At 45.3% G+C, this 17,071-nt stretch carries 17 protein-coding genes; 4 read left to right on the top strand and 13 right to left on the bottom strand.

Translation table 11 applies throughout. The features are described from left to right. Nucleotides 1-2 precede the first annotated feature (2 nt). The 5 genes from K5620_RS16935 to K5620_RS16955 all read right to left on the bottom strand — a co-directional run bounded on the left by K5620_RS16935 (nt 3) and on the right by K5620_RS16955 (nt 4,098). Complete coding sequence (locus K5620_RS16935) at nt 3-581, bottom strand: DUF6933 domain-containing protein (RefSeq protein WP_016401405.1); 579 nt, start codon at nt 579-581, stop codon at nt 3-5. A 90-nt stretch (nt 582-671) separates the two neighbouring features. Beyond that, nucleotides 672-1,319, bottom strand: a complete 648-nt coding sequence (locus tag K5620_RS16940) for an HAD family hydrolase (protein WP_016401406.1) — start codon at nt 1,317-1,319, stop codon at nt 672-674. Nucleotides 1,320-1,372: 53 nt separating this feature from the next. Further along, nucleotides 1,373-2,734, bottom strand: a complete 1,362-nt coding sequence (locus tag K5620_RS16945) for a YjiH family protein (protein WP_040307058.1) — start codon at nt 2,732-2,734, stop codon at nt 1,373-1,375. Between the two features lie 243 nt (nt 2,735-2,977). Beyond that, nucleotides 2,978-3,364: a hypothetical protein gene (locus K5620_RS16950; RefSeq protein ID WP_016401408.1), complete on the bottom strand. Its 387-nt coding sequence runs from the start codon at nt 3,362-3,364 to the stop codon at nt 2,978-2,980. After that, nucleotides 3,361-4,098, bottom strand: coding sequence for a type 1 glutamine amidotransferase (locus tag K5620_RS16955; protein WP_016401409.1), 738 nt, complete (start codon nt 4,096-4,098; stop codon nt 3,361-3,363). The genes K5620_RS16950 and K5620_RS16955 overlap by 4 nt, the downstream gene beginning before the upstream one ends. 72 nt (nt 4,099-4,170) lie before the next feature. Here K5620_RS16955 and K5620_RS16960 point away from each other — a divergent pair, with 72 nt between their 5' ends. After that, complete coding sequence (locus K5620_RS16960; protein WP_016401410.1) at nt 4,171-4,908, top strand: lysophospholipid acyltransferase family protein; 738 nt, start codon at nt 4,171-4,173, stop codon at nt 4,906-4,908. A 65-nt stretch (nt 4,909-4,973) separates the two neighbouring features. Further along, nucleotides 4,974-5,354, top strand: coding sequence for a PilZ domain-containing protein (locus tag K5620_RS16965; RefSeq protein ID WP_016401411.1), 381 nt, complete (start codon nt 4,974-4,976; stop codon nt 5,352-5,354). Here the strand turns inward: K5620_RS16965 and radA are convergent. Then, nucleotides 5,351-6,712 carry a DNA repair protein RadA gene (gene radA / locus K5620_RS16970; protein ID WP_016401412.1) on the bottom strand — a complete coding sequence of 454 codons (1,362 nt, stop codon included), beginning with the start codon at nt 6,710-6,712 and terminating at the stop codon, nt 5,351-5,353. The genes K5620_RS16965 and radA overlap by 4 nt on opposite strands. Nucleotides 6,713-6,869: 157 nt before the next feature. On the opposite strand from radA, the gene K5620_RS16975 reads away from it, so the two are divergent. Further along, nucleotides 6,870-9,269, top strand: coding sequence for a PilZ domain-containing protein (locus K5620_RS16975; protein ID WP_016401413.1), 2,400 nt, complete (start codon nt 6,870-6,872; stop codon nt 9,267-9,269). Here the strand turns inward: K5620_RS16975 and serB are convergent. After that, nucleotides 9,258-10,256, bottom strand: coding sequence for a phosphoserine phosphatase SerB (gene serB / locus K5620_RS16980; protein WP_016401414.1), 999 nt, complete (start codon nt 10,254-10,256; stop codon nt 9,258-9,260). The genes K5620_RS16975 and serB overlap by 12 nt on opposite strands. 10 nt (nt 10,257-10,266) lie before the next feature. Here serB and K5620_RS16985 point away from each other — a divergent pair, with 10 nt between their 5' ends. Next, complete coding sequence (locus tag K5620_RS16985; protein ID WP_016401415.1) at nt 10,267-11,055, top strand: YtjB family periplasmic protein; 789 nt, start codon at nt 10,267-10,269, stop codon at nt 11,053-11,055. On the opposite strand, the gene deoD is transcribed toward K5620_RS16985, so the two are convergent. The 6 genes from deoD to K5620_RS17015 form a co-directional block, all read right to left on the bottom strand. Then, entirely contained in the window at nt 11,052-11,756 is a 705-nt protein-coding gene (deoD, locus tag K5620_RS16990) for a purine-nucleoside phosphorylase (RefSeq protein ID WP_016401416.1), read from the bottom strand. The two genes, K5620_RS16985 and deoD, sit on opposite strands and share 4 nt — an antisense overlap. 58 nt (nt 11,757-11,814) lie before the next feature. Beyond that, a complete protein-coding gene (locus tag K5620_RS16995) occupies nt 11,815-13,035 on the bottom strand; it encodes a phosphopentomutase (RefSeq protein ID WP_016401417.1) in 1,221 nt (406 codons plus the stop codon). A gap of 10 nt (nt 13,036-13,045) precedes the next feature. Next, on the bottom strand, nt 13,046-14,377 hold the full coding sequence (deoA, locus tag K5620_RS17000) for a thymidine phosphorylase (protein ID WP_016401418.1): 1,332 nt from the start codon (nt 14,375-14,377) through the stop codon (nt 13,046-13,048). A gap of 31 nt (nt 14,378-14,408) precedes the next feature. Next, a complete protein-coding gene (gene deoC, locus K5620_RS17005; protein WP_016401419.1) occupies nt 14,409-15,182 on the bottom strand; it encodes a deoxyribose-phosphate aldolase in 774 nt (257 codons plus the stop codon). A gap of 100 nt (nt 15,183-15,282) precedes the next feature. After that, nucleotides 15,283-16,521, bottom strand: a complete 1,239-nt coding sequence (locus K5620_RS17010) for a NupC/NupG family nucleoside CNT transporter (RefSeq protein WP_016401420.1) — start codon at nt 16,519-16,521, stop codon at nt 15,283-15,285. 376 nt (nt 16,522-16,897) lie between these two features. Next, nucleotides 16,898-17,068, bottom strand: coding sequence for a XapX domain-containing protein (locus K5620_RS17015; protein WP_016401421.1), 171 nt, complete (start codon nt 17,066-17,068; stop codon nt 16,898-16,900). Nucleotides 17,069-17,071: the final 3 nt, after the last annotated feature.

Here is a 17,071-nt window from a genome sequence, read left to right on the forward strand (position 1 = left end):
AACTAGTGTAAAAGCTTGGTACTAGATGATTGAGCTGATACTTGATGGAATTGTGCTGTGGCAGCCATAGCTTGCCATTGGCTTTGCATTTTTTGATATGGGCTTAGGCCATTTTGACGCTGAGCGTAATCGTTTAGAATTACTCCCCAACGAAACTCATCCATTTGCTGGCTAGGTACTTTTCCTTCGCGTTTAGCCATTACTTGAATCAAATTTTTAAGCTTATCTAGCTGCGGCGCTACGGGATGGTTTACCCCATCGGTAACCAATACATTCTGAAAATCAGCCAACATATTCTTTTTCAAGGCTTCAATTTCTTCATCCTGTAAATCGGCTACGGCAATGGCCTCGGTCAATAAACGTAGCTGCCAAACTCGAGAAAAGTTTTGGTAATCACGCTTATTTAAATCAAAAAATAGCATTACGTAGCCACTGTTACGCTCCAGTACTGCTAAGCATTCGTGTGAATCTACAGCAAATGCGTGAGCACTCCAGCTATGACGAACAGAGGCGTTTTCAAGGGAAGGTAACTCGCGAGGAAGCCAAGCTTGCACATCGTTACTGATCTGAATTTCTATCATAATTTGCTCATTACTGATTCTAATAATCTTCAATGAGCAAAAACGATGCCAGCAAATAGCGTCAAATATTTGCTGGCTAGATGAACCCGACTATTTTAGCTCCAGCAAGACCTCACTTAAGGAGGCGCGAACCTTGTGTCCCAAGCGCTTGAGCTCGTCACTAGGTTGAATAAGATCCGGGATCTGATAGACCTGCATACCTGCTGCTACTGCAGCTCTAACTCCGTTTTCTGAGTCTTCAAAGGCTAAACACTTACTGGCGTCAATATTTAGCGACTTGGCGGCTTTTAAGAAAATTTCTGGGTGCGGTTTACTATTATTCACCTGACACCCGGTAGAAACACTCTCAAAAAAATGCAGTAAGTCTGCGTTGCCTAACTTAGCTTCAGCAGTAGGTTTACCCGAAGAAGTGGCAACGGCTAATGGAATGCCTTGGCTTGTTAACCACTGCAGCAAATCTACCACACCTTGCTTAATCGGTAATGCTTGATCAACAGCCAAGGCGTGATACTTATCCAACCAACAATCACGCAGTCTTGGATAATCCAAGCCCTCGCCGTATCCTTCACAAATGGTCTTTTTTATTTGCTCGGCATTGGTGCCAATACAGCTAAGGTAAACCTGTTCTTTAAACGCTAAACCTAGCTCACTACAAGCTTGAGAAAAGGTATCGTAAGACACTTGCTCACTGTCGAGCAGCAAGCCGTCCATATCAAACACAGCAGCGCTAAAATGCATACAACTCTCCAGTAAAAACTAAGCCACTTAACTCACACTAAGCGGCTTACATATTAAAAGAATAAATGGGCCATTACCGCAATTATCGGCAAGGTGACCAAGGTACGAATCAGGAAGATAGCAAACAATTGCCACAGCTTAACTGGCAACTGGCTACCCATAATAATCGCGCCTACTTCCGACAAATAAATCAGCTGAGTTACCGATACCGCAGCGATAACAAAACGGGTTATATCGGCTTCAATAGACGCAGCAAGAATTGACGGAATAAACATATCGGCAAAACCTACCACTAAGGTTTCCGACGCTCTGGCGGCCTCTGGAAGCTGCAATAGCTCTAGCAAAGGAATGAATGGCTTACCTAAAAAACTAAAAATGGGAGTGTATTCCGCTACCACTAAGGCTACCGAGCCCACCGCCATAATTACCGGCAATACACCCAGCACCATGTCCAGTACATTATGCACACCTTGCTTAGCTAGTTGTTTAGGGTGACTCGCTCGACCAGCTTGAACAAGTGCCAGCTGCCAAGCCCATGTGATGGTGTTGTAACCAGCAGGAATAACTTCGTCATCTTGCTTGCGCTCACTACCATCAATAAATTGATCTTTAAAACCAGAAAGCGGTGGCAAGCGCGGCACAATAACCGCTGCAGCAAGACCCGCAATACACACAGTAAGATAGAAAGGTGCAAACATATGCTCAAGGTTAACTTGCGCTAATACTACCAAACTAAAGGTAATAGACACCGCAGAAAAGGTGGTGGCAATTACTACGCCTTCTCGCTGGGTATAGTGTTTATCTTCATACTGCTTGTTGGTTAGCAAAATCCCTACGCTACCGTCACCTAACCAAGACGCCATTGAATCTACTGCACTGCGACCTGGTAAACCGAATAGAGGACGCATGATTTTGCTCAGCAAAGTGCCTACAAATTCTAACAAGCCAAAATTAAGCAAGAGGGGTAATAACAAACCAGCAAAAATGAACACGCTAAGTAAGGTAGGCAGTAAGTCACCTAAAATGAGACCGCCAGTATCACCCGACCAAATAGCTTGAGGCCCCAATTCAAAAGCGCATACCAGCACCAGAACCCAACCCAACATTCTTACCACATACCAAGGTAGAGAAACCTGAAACAATGACGTTAGCAAGGCATTTTTGCCAAGCCAATTTGGCTTAGCAATTAGTGTATAAGTAGACATTAGGGCACTAAGGGTGATCAAACCAACCACCAGCCACAAGGCGCTATCACCTAAAGCCGCCACCAAGCTTTTTGCCATAATCGCCACCGGAATGGTAAACGAGCCATCGTAAGGCAACGGCAACATAAACAGGAAAATGCCCAATAATGAAGGTAATACAAACTTCCAAGCAGAACCTACTGCAGGATGGTTTGTTGGGGCATTAGGCATAGATGCTGGCTTGGCGTCTCGCATATAAAATCACTCTATTTGGTATATTCTGTAGTTATATTCACTAAGCATGAATAGATTTTCGCGCAAGAATACAAGCAAAAAACCAGCTAATCAAGATTTTTAATCTACTAAAAGTCAAAACCAAAACATCATTAACTAGTTATCTTGATCATTATCAAAACTTACTACTAGCCAGTCAGTAATAAATTCTTAAACTGCGACGAGCTTATTAGCTTACTTTTAAAAATCTTCGCCACGGTAACGATACTCCGCTAACTGTGCAGCGGCCAAATAGTGCTTAATAAATAACTGCTTAGCACTGCTATTGTAGTGAAAGCGTACCGTGGTGCTGGTTTGCCATCGGCTATCTTGCGCCCTGCGCCATAACACTTGGTCACCTTCCAGCTGGCAATAGTAGCTGTGGTTTTGCCCATTGTGCCTCACTCGCATTTGCATGAGCGACTGAGCGCTGCGGTAATTATCGACCATTTTTACGTCCACGCCTTGCAAACTGGCTATCGCAGCTTGGCAAACCTGCTCAGGCTTAAAACCTCCCAAGTTTGGTTTAGCCAATACAAAGCCAATAAACGTAGGCCACAACACCAGAGCTAAAAAAAGCTTCTTCAAGCTAGTACCACCTTATCTATGAATGCCTTTAACAAACCATTGCTATGAGGCGTCTCTTGCGCGGCTGTTAACACTTGCTGCAAATGATTATCCCCTTGAGTGTAATGCTCACGAAACTGGCTTAAACGTTGAACTAAGATACTGCGATTTACCTCAGGGTGAAACTGGCTCGCCCAAAAAGGTGCTGATGATACTTTTAACGCGTGCACACAGTGTTTTGTAAACGCTAAGGAAACACAGCCTTCAGGCAGACTTAAGGCACTATCTCGATGAACAGATACCGCCATAAAAGGATTGGGCAAACTACCAAACAATACATCCTCTTGAGCGTATTCACTGAGTGAAATAGCTAAGGTGCCCATTTCAAAGTCACGCGCTTGATGAACAATCTTGCCACCCAAAGCCAGCACCGCAAGTTGAAAACCAAAACAAGAAGCAAATGTGGGTAACTGTTGCTCAATACAGCGCAACAGTAGCTGCTGAATGGCTCTAACAAAAGGGTAGGCCTCCGGATCAAGCACACTGGCTTCGCTGGAACCTCCAACCAACACCGCATCTATGCCCTGCAAGGCGTAATCGCTACAATCAGGCGTATCAAAAACATTGAGAATTCTAAACTGCTCTACCGCTACGCCGCAAAAGTGGCTAAAACTGGCTAATTCCTCGATGCGGGTATCGGTATCATCGCGGATCTGAATTAACAGAATAGTTAGTTGCTCACGTGACAGTTGCATAATTACCACTTAATATACTGATTAATAAGCTATAAAAACTCAGTCTTTGCCCCAGAACTACAAGGAGCCTAGGTGTTACTCAAGCTTTTATCGTTACTTATTCTTAGTTTTATTGCCCTCAGCTCGATACTGTTTTTCTTTATCGCCTGCATTATTTATGCGCTCACAGCAGCATTTGATAAGCGCCGACTATGGTTACACTACTTCACCTGCGCCTGGGCTAGTCTGTATTTAATCATAGTGCCTCATTGGCAAGTACGGCGTTTGGGTTTGCAGCATATCGATAAAAAACAAGCTTATGTCATCGTATCCAATCATCAATCTGGATTAGATATTTTGTTGTCCTTTGCCCTTTTCATTCCCTTTAAATGGGTCTCAAAAATCGAGATGTTTAAAGTGCCATTTGTTGGTTGGAACATGTGGCTTAATCAATACATTGGACTTAAACGCGGTGATAAACACAGCATCAAGAATATGCTCCAGCAAGCCGAAAAACACCTTAAACAAGGTAGCTCGGTATATTTATTTCCTGAAGGAAGCCGCTCTGCCGACGGCAAGCTAAAACCTTTTAAACTAGGTGCGTTTTCTTTAGCAAAACACGCAGAAGTAGCGATATTGCCTATTGCGATTCACGGCACTGCCGAAGCCTTACCTAAAAAAAGCTTACAGCTTACAGGCCATCACCCTATTTACATTCAGGTGCTACCCGCTATATCGGCTCAGCAAGTGGCACAAATGGATGAACAATCTTTGGCGTCACATACTCAGCAGATAATAGCTAAAGCCTTAACGCAAACACCATCGACTTAGCTGCAAAATTTGCTTATTTACGCTAGGCTTAGGCTAAAGTACCCCGAATAAACAGGAACCCTGACATGCACGAGCGTCGCCAATTTTTGCGAGTTCTTTTTGACCGCCCCGCCTACCTAAACCATGGGGAGCAATCTTGGTCATGCCAACTGTTGGATTTATCGTTACAAGGTGCCTTGGTGACCTTGCCAAATGACTGGGACGAAGAGCTCACTCAGCTAACCTTAAGTTTTAGCCTGAGTGATGTTGCAGTAGAAGAACTTAGCATCACCATGGATGTAGAAGTTAAACACACACGCAATCAGCAAATCGGTTTACGTTGTTTGCACATTGATATCGAAAGCGCCAGCCACCTAAAACGACTAATTGAATTAAACCTAGGTGATGACGACTTATTGCATCGCGAGTTAGAGCACTTAGTTGACCAACAGCAAGAAGCGGATTAAACCGCTTCTAAAGCTTCTGCCAACTTACTTACGGCAATCACCTCAAGCCCTGCTATTGCTTGCTTAGGTCGATTGCCCAAAGGCACTATCGCTCGCTTAAAGCCGTGTTTAGCGGCTTCGTTCAAACGTTCTTGACCATTGCTTACGGGGCGTATCTCTCCCGATAAGCCTACTTCACCAAATACCACCAACTCTTGCGGTAATATTTGATTTCTAAAGCTAGAGACCATGGCCACCAATAAAGCTAAATCGGCGCCAGTTTCAGCGACTCTTACACCACCCACCACGTTGGTAAATACGTCTTGATCAGACATTTGCACACCTGCATGGCGATGCATTACCGCAAGCAGCATCGCCAAACGGTTTTGCTCAAGGCCTACAGCTACTCGCCTAGGATTCGCCATTTGGCTGTAATCAACCAATGCTTGGATCTCGACCAATAGCGGACGGGTACCTTCCCACACTACCATCACGACCGAACCTGGCGCTGCTTCTTGCCCGCGCGAAAGGAAAATGGCCGAAGGGTTAGACACTTCTCGCATGCCCTGTTCGGTCATGGCAAATACACCCAGCTCGTTAATCGCACCAAAACGGTTTTTGTTACCACGCAAGGTACGAAAGCGGCCATCGGCATCACCTTCTAGCATGATCGAACAATCAATGCAGTGCTCCAGAACTTTAGGCCCAGCTAACGAGCCATCCTTGGTTACATGGCCCACCATAAACATGGCTATATTATGTTGCTTGGCAAAACGGGTTAACCAAGCCGCACTTTCTCGCACTTGGCTAACACCACCTGGTGCTGATTGAATATCAGCCATGTGCATTACCTGAATAGAGTCAATCACCATCATCTTTGGTTTAACTTCCAAAGCCACCTGGCCAATTTGCTCAACGCTGGTTTCGGCCAGTAACTTTAGCTTGTCTTTAGGCAAACCTAAGCGCTGCGCGCGCAAAGCGATTTGTTGCAAGGATTCCTCACCCGTTACGTATAAGGTGTCCATGGTTTGCGCTAAGCCACACATGGTTTGTAACAACAAGGTACTTTTACCTGCGCCGGGGCTACCACCAATCAAAATGGCGCTACCAGGCACTACACCGCCGCCTAGAACCCGGTCAAATTCTTTAAAGCCGGTGGAAAAACGCGGTAACTCGGCTAGGTCAATGCTCTCTAGGGTTTGGACTTTGCCTGCGGTACTGCCGGCATAACCGGTGAAACGGTCATTACGTGAAGGTGCAGCACTCAAACGTACTTCGCTAATGGTATTCCACGCTTTACATTCACCACATTGTCCCTGCCAACGAGGGAAATCGGCACCACAGTCGTTACATACATAGGCCGTTTTCGCTTTTGCCATTAACCCTCCAAGCGGTCACATAATGCTAAAATAGTGTTAAAAGTACTTGCCTTGAATCTCTCTCAAGGCACAATCTTTGCTTTGATCTTGAAGATTGTAAAGATTGAGACAGAGTTTTGACAGTAAAACCAATGATTAAGGATTAATACCCAGCAACATGTCGGAAAGCAAGCACTACGCCTTAATAGAACGATTACTACCATTATTGGGAAGCAGCGACTTTAACCAAGTATTTAAGCGCGCAACTCAAGACCTTCCTAATAATGAAAGTTTCTTGCTCAAAATGGAAATGAATCGTCTATCCGCGCCTTGCCAACGATTGGTAGATCTTCGAGGAAAAGTAGACGGCGAATGCCAAGAGTTTCACTACCAAGGTAAAACCCACTACCTCGATGACATCGCCATTAAGGTATTTAAACAGCAGCTCAAGCTCTATAAACAACAATACACACTAGGCATATACGAGAAACTGCAAACCACCGAGAACAACTTCAAGGTGATGCAGAAGAAAAATATTAGCCCGCAAGAGGCCGCTGCACGGCGCCCCAAAAATATCATCGCTCGCGCCGTGCGTTTAGGCCACTATATCGGCAGAAGTGAAGAGCGCATGCACCTCACTGCACCACTGCGAATGGCGGGTGTAGACGGTGCGCTATTTGATGCGAAAACCTCCAACATGTCGGTATCAGGCCTGCGTGCTAAGGTCGATAGCCAACGAGAATTCTCTGTAGACGAACATTACTTCGTGTATTTCACCGGCTTAGAAAAAGAGTTTGTAAACCGCGTATTAAGCGCTGGCACCGAATATAAAGTGGTCGGAATCGACCGCAAGGGTCAGCAGCAATGGGTAAGAATGATCGTGGTTGACCCAAGCGAAGAGTTTAATAACTTCTTCAAAAACTTTTTACGCTCCTATCGCGGGCGTTACAAAGTAGACGTCGACAACATTACAGCAGCAGTTATCACCAAAGGTTATGAACAATACTTAATGCCGCGTTTAAGCAGCGTGCCTTTGTATTTTAGCGGCCAAACGCCAGCAAGCCTGCGTTATGCCTTAGCGACGCAGAATAATCTCGACCTGCTTTCTTATTGGCGCGATGAAACTAACCACAGTCATTTATCTCAACTGTTTCATCCACCAAGGATGATGCGCTACCAAGCCTTAAGCAGTGGTGAAAGCCTGATCTATTGCTTTACTCATACTGCGAACAATCGCTTATTTTTCTACTCAGCCAGCAGCGAAGAGCTTGCAGAGCATCCAGAACTGCGCGATCTTTATTTCGCCTTTGGCTGCCGTAAACCCAGCTGGAAGGTATTCAAGTTTCAGTATCAACCTGCGCAAGCCAGCGATGCAGAGGTAAGCTCTCCTTTACCCAAAAAAGATTCGCCAATTGAACGAGAGCGTGTCGCCAAGGCTTTAGATGGATTAAGCATGGTTGGCTTGTTAAGTGATGTCACCAACCAGCATATCGATGAAAGCTACCAGCAAAATTACCCCTTGGACGGTAACCCCAACAAGTTGTCGCTGTTTAACCAGAGCAAGCAACCAATCAGCAAGTTTGAACAGGTAAATTACAAGTATTTGCAGCTGCGTAAAGAAAATCGCTACCAATACCGCTCCTTAATAGAAGTGGAACATCAGGGTAGCAACGAAACCGGCTGGACCAGCGATTTCTCCATCAGCGGAATGAAAGTAGAAGTAGAAACGCCACTAGAGTATAGCGTTGGAGACACAGTTTATCTGGCGCTACCTCAGTTTCAAAAACTGGTTAAAAGTTTCGAGCTGTCTCATTTAGCCTATGAGGTCACCAACTGTAATAACAGCCACACCATTTACAACTTAAAAGTCATCGAAGTAAAAGGCCAACAACACCAAGGCAGTGCCTTTTTCAAACAGCTTATTGACAATAATTTAGATAAGTTGCCAACGCTTCCCGAAGGCAAAGCCATTGCAGGTTTGTCCGATGCATTAAGACAAATCTTCTGTGCGCCACTATTTTGCCGTGCCATGTTCATCCATAAAGTGCCTGGCGCTTTAGAGGTTAAGTGTGTGAATTACGGTACCTTTGCCCAAGCAAGCGATAACTGGTTAAACATTGATAGCAGTGCCCATACTGCCGACTTAAGTAAGTTTCTAGCCAGCGAAAACCTCGCGTCATTTCTCGCCACTCAATTGCGTAGTCATGCGCCTAGTGATAACCCAGAACACATTGAAGTGATCACCGTAACGGCTAGAAAGAACGACCAGTTATTATCGGTACGTTGCAGCAGCAATTTTAACTCTGTTCAGCAATTACGTGAGTTTGTTAGCCTAAGTTTAGGCCGCGGCAAGGTGCATGCCTTTAACCTGCAGTTATCACGGGTTGGTCGACCTGATACCGAATATATTCAACGCGAACTCGATTACATTAGCCATTATGCGATTCACCGCGCTAAGCAGTTAGAAGACGAGCTGTGGAGTGTTGCAGGGGTAATAGAAGTGACGGATGTAACCGAAGAGTTGATGCAGCGCTTTAACTTAAGCACTGCACCCCAGCCTTTAAAACTAAGCAGCTAGCATTTTAGCGGCGCGAAGAATACACGCCGCGCCGTCTAAATCACTGTGTTTAATCGACATCTGCGCTTGTTGCTGCACCAGAGGCTTAGCATGAATGGCTACCCCAAAATCGGCCGCTGCTAGCATTTTTAGATCGTTTGCTCCATCACCAATCGCCATAGTTTGGCTGGCAGCATACTGCTGTTTAAGCTGCATCAAAATATCGGCTTTTGCCTGAGCATCAACCACCGGACCTAATACTTGGCCAGTTAAAGTGTCGTTTTCAATTTCTAGAACATTGGCTTGCACGTGGTCAAAACCTAAGTCTTGCTGCAAACGCTCAGCGAAATAAGTAAAGCCGCCCGAGGCAATCGCTACTTTCCAACCAGCAGAGTGGATGGTGTCAATTAAACATTGCAAGCCAGGCATTAGCGGCATGTTATCAGCTACCTGCTTTAAGATGCTTTGTGGCGCATCTTTTAACAGCGCTACTCGGCTACGTAGGCTTTGTTCAAAGTCTAGCTCCCCGCGCATTGCTGCTGCCGTAACAGCGCTCACTTGTTCGCCAATATCGGCCAATACCGCAATCTCATCGATACATTCAATTTGAATAGTGGTGGAATCCATATCCATCAACACTACGCCTGGTTGGCTTAAATCTGGTAGCTGATCTAGTACCACCAAATCAAAATTAAACTCAAGCCCCGCCAGCTTCTCCTTGCACCATTGGCTATCAGCTTGGCTTTGCAACAATACGCAAATGTTGCCCGCTTCTGGCATTAGCCCGCAAAAGTTCAAGGCAGTTGACTCATCAACCAAGGGACGCAATACAGCAAAGTCTGGTATCAGTAGTTCTTTGGCCCAAACCAAGATATAGGCACCGGTTAAAGCTTCCCGAGTTTCAACCAGCCCTTGTTCAGGACAAACCCGGTAGGGAAACTGCTTTAAAGCCACAGACCATTGGCTTAAAGATTGCGGTAAGCTTTCAAGACTATGTGGAGATTGCAAAACGAGATCCTTGTTTCTAAAAATTGCGGCGCATCAAGATAGCGTATTGCTTTTTGGTTTGGCAAGCACCTACAATGGCTTTAAGCATAAAAAAGAGGTTCGTGTGGCCAAATCTGCAGTAAGACGCTATCGAATTATTCAATTCACCCAATTGCTTCTCGCCATTGCGTGTTGTGTTTGGGTACTTTATTACTATGTGACCCTAAAGCACAATGGTGAGCAGTTAATTGAAAATCAAACCGAGAAACTGGCTCGCTCTCTTACCTCGTTAGCAGCCTTAAATGCAGCGGGTTATATTGGTGAAAATAGCCAAGCTGAGCTGAGCGAATTGGTTAATGCCTTAGTCAAAGAACATTTTGTAAAGGATGCCACCATCTATGACCATCAAGGTTTGCGTTTAGCCGAATCGCAACAAGCCTTACCGCTTTCACAGCTGTTACCTTTAGCTGGTCAAAGCCATACTCCCTTAGAGGGCTTAGGTCGTAGACCTTACATTGCAGAGATTAGAGGAGAACAAGGTGAAAGCCTAGGCTACTTGCGTATTACCCTAGAGCATACAACCCTACTAGCCGAAGCGAATACTTACATCACCAATGGCCAATCAAAAATCATGATTATGTTTTTGATGTCGATAAGCATTGGCTTTTTGTTAACACGGGTATTATCGAGGAAACGCCATCTTGCCACGCTGTTTAATATCAATAAGCGGGCTGAGCGAAAAGAAGCGAAAAAGGCTAAGAAACTTCTAGCAGACATTGCTGCTAGAAGCGATAACACTAAAGATAAAAGTCCAGCTTAAAGCAGCGACTCTAGGGTTAGAGTGATCATCTCGTTAAAGGTAGTTTGACGCTCTTCTGCGGTAGTTTGCTCACCACTGCGAATATGGTCAGAAATGGTTACAACACACAAAGCCGCTTTACCACACTCAGCGGCTACGCCGTATAAGCCTGCAGCTTCCATTTCTACCGCATAAACATTGTGTTTTTCCATTACGTCGAACATATCAGGCTCTGGCGAATAGAAAAGATCGGCTGAGAAGATGTTACCTACTTTAGCGTCAATGCCTTGTGCTTTAGCGCTATCTACCGCTGCGCGTAACAAATCATAATTAGCAATAGCGGCAAAGTCGTGGCCTTTAAAACGGCTACGGTTTACTTTTGAGTCGGTACAAGCGCCCATTGCAATCACTACATCGCGTAATTTGATGTCGTTGCTTACAGCACCGGCACTACCTACACGGATAATGTTCTCAACACCGTATTGGGTGTACAGCTCATGGGCGTAAATAGAACAGCTTGGAATACCCATGCCTGAACCCATTACCGATACACGCTTACCTTTATAAGTACCGGTGTAACCTAGCATGTTACGCACGCCAGTTACTTCAACTACGTCTTCCAAAAATGTCTCTGCAATGTGTTTTGCACGTAAGGGATCGCCCGGCATTAATACGGTTTCTGCAAAATCACCTGGTGCTGCATTGATATGTGGGGTTGCCATATAGTCTCCTAATTAAGTTTGTTCCAAGCAGCTAGCAACTTGCTGCTGCTCGTCATTGTTATTCTTGTAAAAAGCTAGTGCCGTACTCTAAAGCAGGCAGTTTCATGTAATCGGCGATGGTTTGGCCAATGTCGGCAAAGGTATCGCGTTTACCAACATTTCTAGCGGGTAAATTTTTGCCGTAGAAAATGACAGGAATATGTTCACGAGTATGATCACTGCCCGGCCAGGTTGGGTCACAACCGTGGTCTGCGGTCAGAATCACAATATCGTCCTCGCTAAGCTTATCCAGCAATTCAGGTAAACGTTTATCGAAATATTCCAGCGCAGCAGCATAACCTGGTACATCACGACGATGCCCATATGCTGAGTCAAAATCGACAAAGTTAGTGAAGATGATACTGTTGTCTACTTGGCGATCCATTTCACTCAAGGTTAAATCAAACAAGCCTTCTAGGCCGGTTGCTTTTACCTTGCGAGTAATACCTTGCTGGGCATAAATATCGGCAATTTTACCAATGCTCACTACCTCACCGCCAGCTTCTGCCATACGATCTAACAAGGTGGGCGCTGGCGGCAGTACCGATAAATCTCTGCGGTTACCGGTGCGGGCAAATTCTTTTGCGCTGTTACCCACAAATGGACGCGCAATCACTCGGCCAATGTTGTAAGGGTCCACTAGCTCACGAGCAATTTCACACAGCTCAAGCAAACGCTCTAAACCAAATGTTTCTTCATGAGCAGCGATTTGAAATACGCTGTCGGCAGAGGTGTAAAAAATCGGCTTACCGCTAGCCATATGTTCTTCACCTAAACGCTCCAGCACTTCGGTGCCCGATGCATGGCAATTACCAAGGTAGCCCGGTAAATCTGCACGCTTAACTAACTCGTCAAGCAAGCTTTGCGGAAAGCTATTTTCAGGCTCGCTAAAGTAACCCCAATCAAACAATACTGGTACGCCAGCAATTTCCCAGTGACCACTTGGCGTATCTTTACCGCTAGACATTTCGGCGGCATAACCATAGTTGCCAATAGGCTGGACCTGAGCGTCTAATCCTGGCGGAAAAACTCCACCACTTTCGCCGCAGGCTTGGCCCAAACCTAATCGATTTAGGTTAGGAATTGTTAGCGGGCCACTACGGCCTTTATCGGCATTTCCTAGGGCACACTGCTCGGCAATGTGCAGCATGGTATTAGCACCTTGATCGCCAAACTTTTCGGCATCATCACTGGCACCAATGCCAAAGGAATCTAGCATTAATATAATTGCACGTTTCATAGGGGTCTCCTTAACAAGGACCAATACGCTGATAAACAGGGTTTACATCGGCCTGCGCTGAGCTAGGTTCGTCGAGTTTAATCGCCTGTTGAATTTGTTTTGCCGCCGCTTGCCAAGCGTCTTCGTCGTTGGCATGCAGCATCAACAAGTTTTGTCCCTTGTCTACCACATCGCCTAACTCTACTAGTTCACTAATGCCCACGCTGTGATCAATGGCGGCTCCTGGCACACTTCTGCCGCCACCCAAGCCTACTACCGCCATGCCCAACTCTCGGCAGTCTAGTTGCTTAACCATGCCACTTTGTTTTGCAGTTACTGGCTTCACAACCTTAGCTTGAGGCAGGTAAAGCTCGCTGCGCTCAACAAAATCATTTGGCCCACCTAAAGCACTCACCATTTTGGCAAAACGCTCTAAAGCTGCACCAGAGCTAATGCTAGCGGCTAGTTTATCCTCAGCTTCTTGTTGAGAGCTGGCTAAACCGCTAGATAGCAGCATTTCACTAGCTAAAGCCTTTGTTACTTGATGTAAGCGATGCGCTGAAGTATCACCTTTTAAATAACGTAAGGTTTCAGCAATTTCTACCGCGTTACCGGCACTGGGTGCTAAAGGTTGGTTCATATCGGTTAGCAAGGCACAGCATTTAACACCCGCAGCATTAGCCACTTCTACAATGCTTTCGGCCAAGGCTTTCGACTGAGCAAAGTTAGGCATAAATGCGCCACTGCCAGCTTTTACATCCATCACTAATGCTTCTAGGCCCGAGGCAAGTTTTTTGCTCAAGATAGAAGCTGTAATTAACGGGATAGACTCTACCGTGGCAGTAACATCACGAATGCCATATAAGCGTTTGTCGGCCGGAGCCAACTCACCGGTTTGGCCAATAATCGCAATACCCACATCCTTCACAATGCTTTCAAACTGCTGCGATGTGGGGCTGATAGAGTAATTAGGAATAGCTTCTAATTTGTCTAAGGTACCGCCAGTGTGGCCTAATCCACGCCCCGAAATCATTGGAACATGGCCACCACATGCAGCGACCATTGGCCCCAAGAGTAACGACGTTAAATCACCCACACCACCAGTAGAGTGTTTATCCACTACAGGCCCAGGCAGATTAAGATGATCCCAGTTAAGCACTTGCCCTGAATCACGCATTGCACAGGTAAGCGCGGTAGCCTCGGTACCATTCATACTGTTGAAGTAAACCGCCATGGCAAAAGCGCCAATTTGGCTATCACTTAGTTGGCCGTTGGTAATACCGTCAACCATAAACTGGATTTCTTCCAGCGACAGCGCTTGGCCATCGCGTTTACGTCGAATAATTTCTTGGGGTAACAACATGAGCATTCCTTAACTCTTATCGAAGAATTAACTAATAACCAGCGCCAGCTTGAGCGTTCTCATCACCTGATATAGTGGCTTGCAATGCAGCCAATAAACTTGATGCACCAAAGCGGAAATGCGCTTGGCTTAACCAATCGTCGCCAAGTGTTTTAGTCGCAAGATCTAGGTAAATTTTCGCTTGTTCGGCGCTTTTAACTCCACCCGCGGCTTTAAAGCCACAATCTGGATTAAACTCTGCGATTGCTTTTAGCATGATTTCTGCTGCTTCTGGCGTTGCATTTACCGGCACTTTACCGGTAGAAGTTTTAATAAAATCTGCACCCGCTTTAATCGACAACTCACTGGCTTTAGCAATCAGTTCAGGGCTGTTTAATTCGCCACTTTCAATAATCACTTTTAGCTTTATCTCGCCACAGGCAGCTTTACAGGCTTTAACGAGATCAAAGCCCACTTGCTCATTGCCTGCCATTAAGGCGCGCCATGGGAATACAACGTCTACTTCGTCGGCGCCATAGGCTACAGCGGCCTTAGTTTCAGCTACAGCCAACTCCACATCATCTTCACCTAAAGGGAAGTTAGTCACAGTAGCAATTTTCACATCACTAGCATCGTGTTCGGCCAATACCTTACGAGCAAATGGAATGAAGCGTGGGTAAATACAAATAGCCGCAACTTGGCCTTGAGCCGATTTAGCTTGAGCACATAAAGCCGCCACACTCTCGCGAGTATCGTCATCGTTAAGAGTAGTGAGGTCCATTAAAGAAAGGGCTTGACGCGCCACAGCAGTAAGAGACTGAGACATAACTATTCCTCAAAGTTTAAGATTAAACCTAATGCCAGAGCAGCAATAGATTGAACTGAAATAGAGGCTTCTTGGCATATTGCCAAGAAGCCTTACTAGCTTATAGCAGGCTGAAGAAGAAACCAGCAAGTGCAGCACTCATTAAGTTAGCTAATGATGCAGCCGCTACAGCTTTAAGACCTAGGCGAGCAATATCACCACGGCGTGATGGCGCCATGCTACCTAAGCCACCTAATAAAATCGCAATTGATGATAGGTTAGCGAAACCACATAGTGCAAAAGTAACAATTACTTGAGTGTGCTCTGACAGTGTTTCGCGAATATCAACAAAGTTAATGTAAGCAACAAATTCGTTAACGATAAGCTTTTGACCAATAAAGCTACCTGCTTGAATGGCTTCAGCCCAAGGCACACCAATAATCCAAGCAACCGGTGCGAAAATGTAACCTAAAATAAGTTCAATGGTTAAGCCTTCAACACCAAACCAACCACCGATGCCACCAACCATGCCGTTTAGCAACGCAATCAAACCAATGAAGGCAAGTAGCATTGCACCTACGTTAAGCGCTAAGTGCAAACCGGTAGAAGCACCACTTGCTGCAGCGTCGATAACGTTAGCTGGGCGATCTTCTTCGGCTAAAGTAGCGTCCATATCTTGCTCAGAAGCATTAGTTTCAGGCTTGATGATTTTAGCCATCAATAGGCCACCAGGTGCTGCCATAAATGAAGCAGCAATCAAGTACTTAAGCTCTACACCTAAACCCGCGTAACCCGCTAATACAGAACCTGCAACCGAAGCCAAACCACCAACCATAATGGCAAATAACTCAGACTCGCTCATTTTTGGAATGAAAGGTTTAACCACAATTGGCGCTTCGGTTTGGCCAACAAAGATATTGGCAGTAGCAGACATAGACTCTGGGCGACTAGTGCCCAATGCTTTTTGTAGAGCACCACCAATTACCAAGATGATCTTCTGCATAATGCCAAGGTAGTAAAGTACCGCGATGAGTGAAGAGAAGAATACAATAATAGGCAATACACGAATGGCAAATACAAAGCCAACACCGTTACCAAACATTGCATCAGTGCCTAAGCCACCAAACAAAAAGTTAATACCCGCTTGGGCACTGTCAATCACCGATTGAACACCACCTGAAACAGCAGCTAGCACGTCTTGACCAAATGGAAGGTAAAGTACAAAGGCACCAAATCCAGCTTGGATAGCAAAAGCTCCCAAAACGGTACGTTTGTTAATTCGTTTTTTGTTATCGGAAAGCAAGAATGCAATCCCCAGTAGCGCGAGTACGCCGACCAAGCTCATTACTGTACTGTTCATACGTGTCCCTAATGTTTAATTATTTTTTTGTGAAACTTACATCGTTTCTATCTTCTTGCCACCAGCACAAGAAGCCTTCTACAACGTGTCTGTTTAGTATTCCATTACATTCAACTATCTGATCAGGTAACTACCTTAATGCCGGTTGAGCTGCAATGGATTCTACTGCCGGCGATCATACCTAGGGTTTTTGGCCTAAATGATAACTAGATCAAATCTAATCGACTTATTAGCCGTTTCAGAGACCTTACTTACCAAATGTGTTTATGCCATACTTCTTCCTAAGGCGACTATCGATTCACAACCTTACTAAGCAAACTATAGGAAATATCAAATCTTATACCTAAGCGATTAGCCAAGTTGCTTAACGAATTTGTTACGAAAAAAAACGTTCCAAGACATTTTGGTAGGCCATGCCTCCCAAATAGATACCCAAAATACCAATGATGCCCGATAGCACCGGTGGAGCAGGTAGTGGCAGTTTAATAGCACTAAAAACCACGCCAACCACCGCGCCAGTAATTAAGGCAATAATAACTTCGTACATTTT

The organism is Agarivorans albus, from assembly GCF_019670105.1.
Taxonomy (GTDB): Bacteria; Pseudomonadota; Gammaproteobacteria; order Enterobacterales; family Celerinatantimonadaceae; genus Agarivorans; species Agarivorans albus.

What these genes read in the sequence shown, in the direction of transcription:
- K5620_RS16935 (WP_016401405.1), bottom strand. Translation starts at nt 581, where the DNA reads ATGATAGAAATTCAGATCAGTAACGATGTGCAAGCTTGGCTTCCTCGC.
- K5620_RS16940 (WP_016401406.1), bottom strand. Translation starts at nt 1,319, where the DNA reads ATGCATTTTAGCGCTGCTGTGTTTGATATGGACGGCTTGCTGCTCGAC.
- K5620_RS16945 (WP_040307058.1), bottom strand. Translation starts at nt 2,734, where the DNA reads ATGCCTAATGCCCCAACAAACCATCCTGCAGTAGGTTCTGCTTGGAAG.
- K5620_RS16955 (WP_016401409.1), bottom strand. Translation starts at nt 4,098, where the DNA reads ATGCAACTGTCACGTGAGCAACTAACTATTCTGTTAATTCAGATCCGC.
- K5620_RS16965 (WP_016401411.1), top strand. Translation starts at nt 4,974, where the DNA reads ATGCACGAGCGTCGCCAATTTTTGCGAGTTCTTTTTGACCGCCCCGCC.
- radA (WP_016401412.1), bottom strand. Translation starts at nt 6,712, where the DNA reads ATGGCAAAAGCGAAAACGGCCTATGTATGTAACGACTGTGGTGCCGAT.
- K5620_RS16975 (WP_016401413.1), top strand. Translation starts at nt 6,870, where the DNA reads ATGTCGGAAAGCAAGCACTACGCCTTAATAGAACGATTACTACCATTA.
- deoD (WP_016401416.1), bottom strand. Translation starts at nt 11,756, where the DNA reads ATGGCAACCCCACATATCAATGCAGCACCAGGTGATTTTGCAGAAACC.
- K5620_RS16995 (WP_016401417.1), bottom strand. Translation starts at nt 13,035, where the DNA reads ATGAAACGTGCAATTATATTAATGCTAGATTCCTTTGGCATTGGTGCC.
- deoA (WP_016401418.1), bottom strand. Translation starts at nt 14,377, where the DNA reads ATGTTGTTACCCCAAGAAATTATTCGACGTAAACGCGATGGCCAAGCG.
- deoC (WP_016401419.1), bottom strand. Translation starts at nt 15,182, where the DNA reads ATGTCTCAGTCTCTTACTGCTGTGGCGCGTCAAGCCCTTTCTTTAATG.
- K5620_RS17010 (WP_016401420.1), bottom strand. Translation starts at nt 16,521, where the DNA reads ATGAACAGTACAGTAATGAGCTTGGTCGGCGTACTCGCGCTACTGGGG.
- K5620_RS17015 (WP_016401421.1), bottom strand. Translation starts at nt 17,068, where the DNA reads ATGTACGAAGTTATTATTGCCTTAATTACTGGCGCGGTGGTTGGCGTG.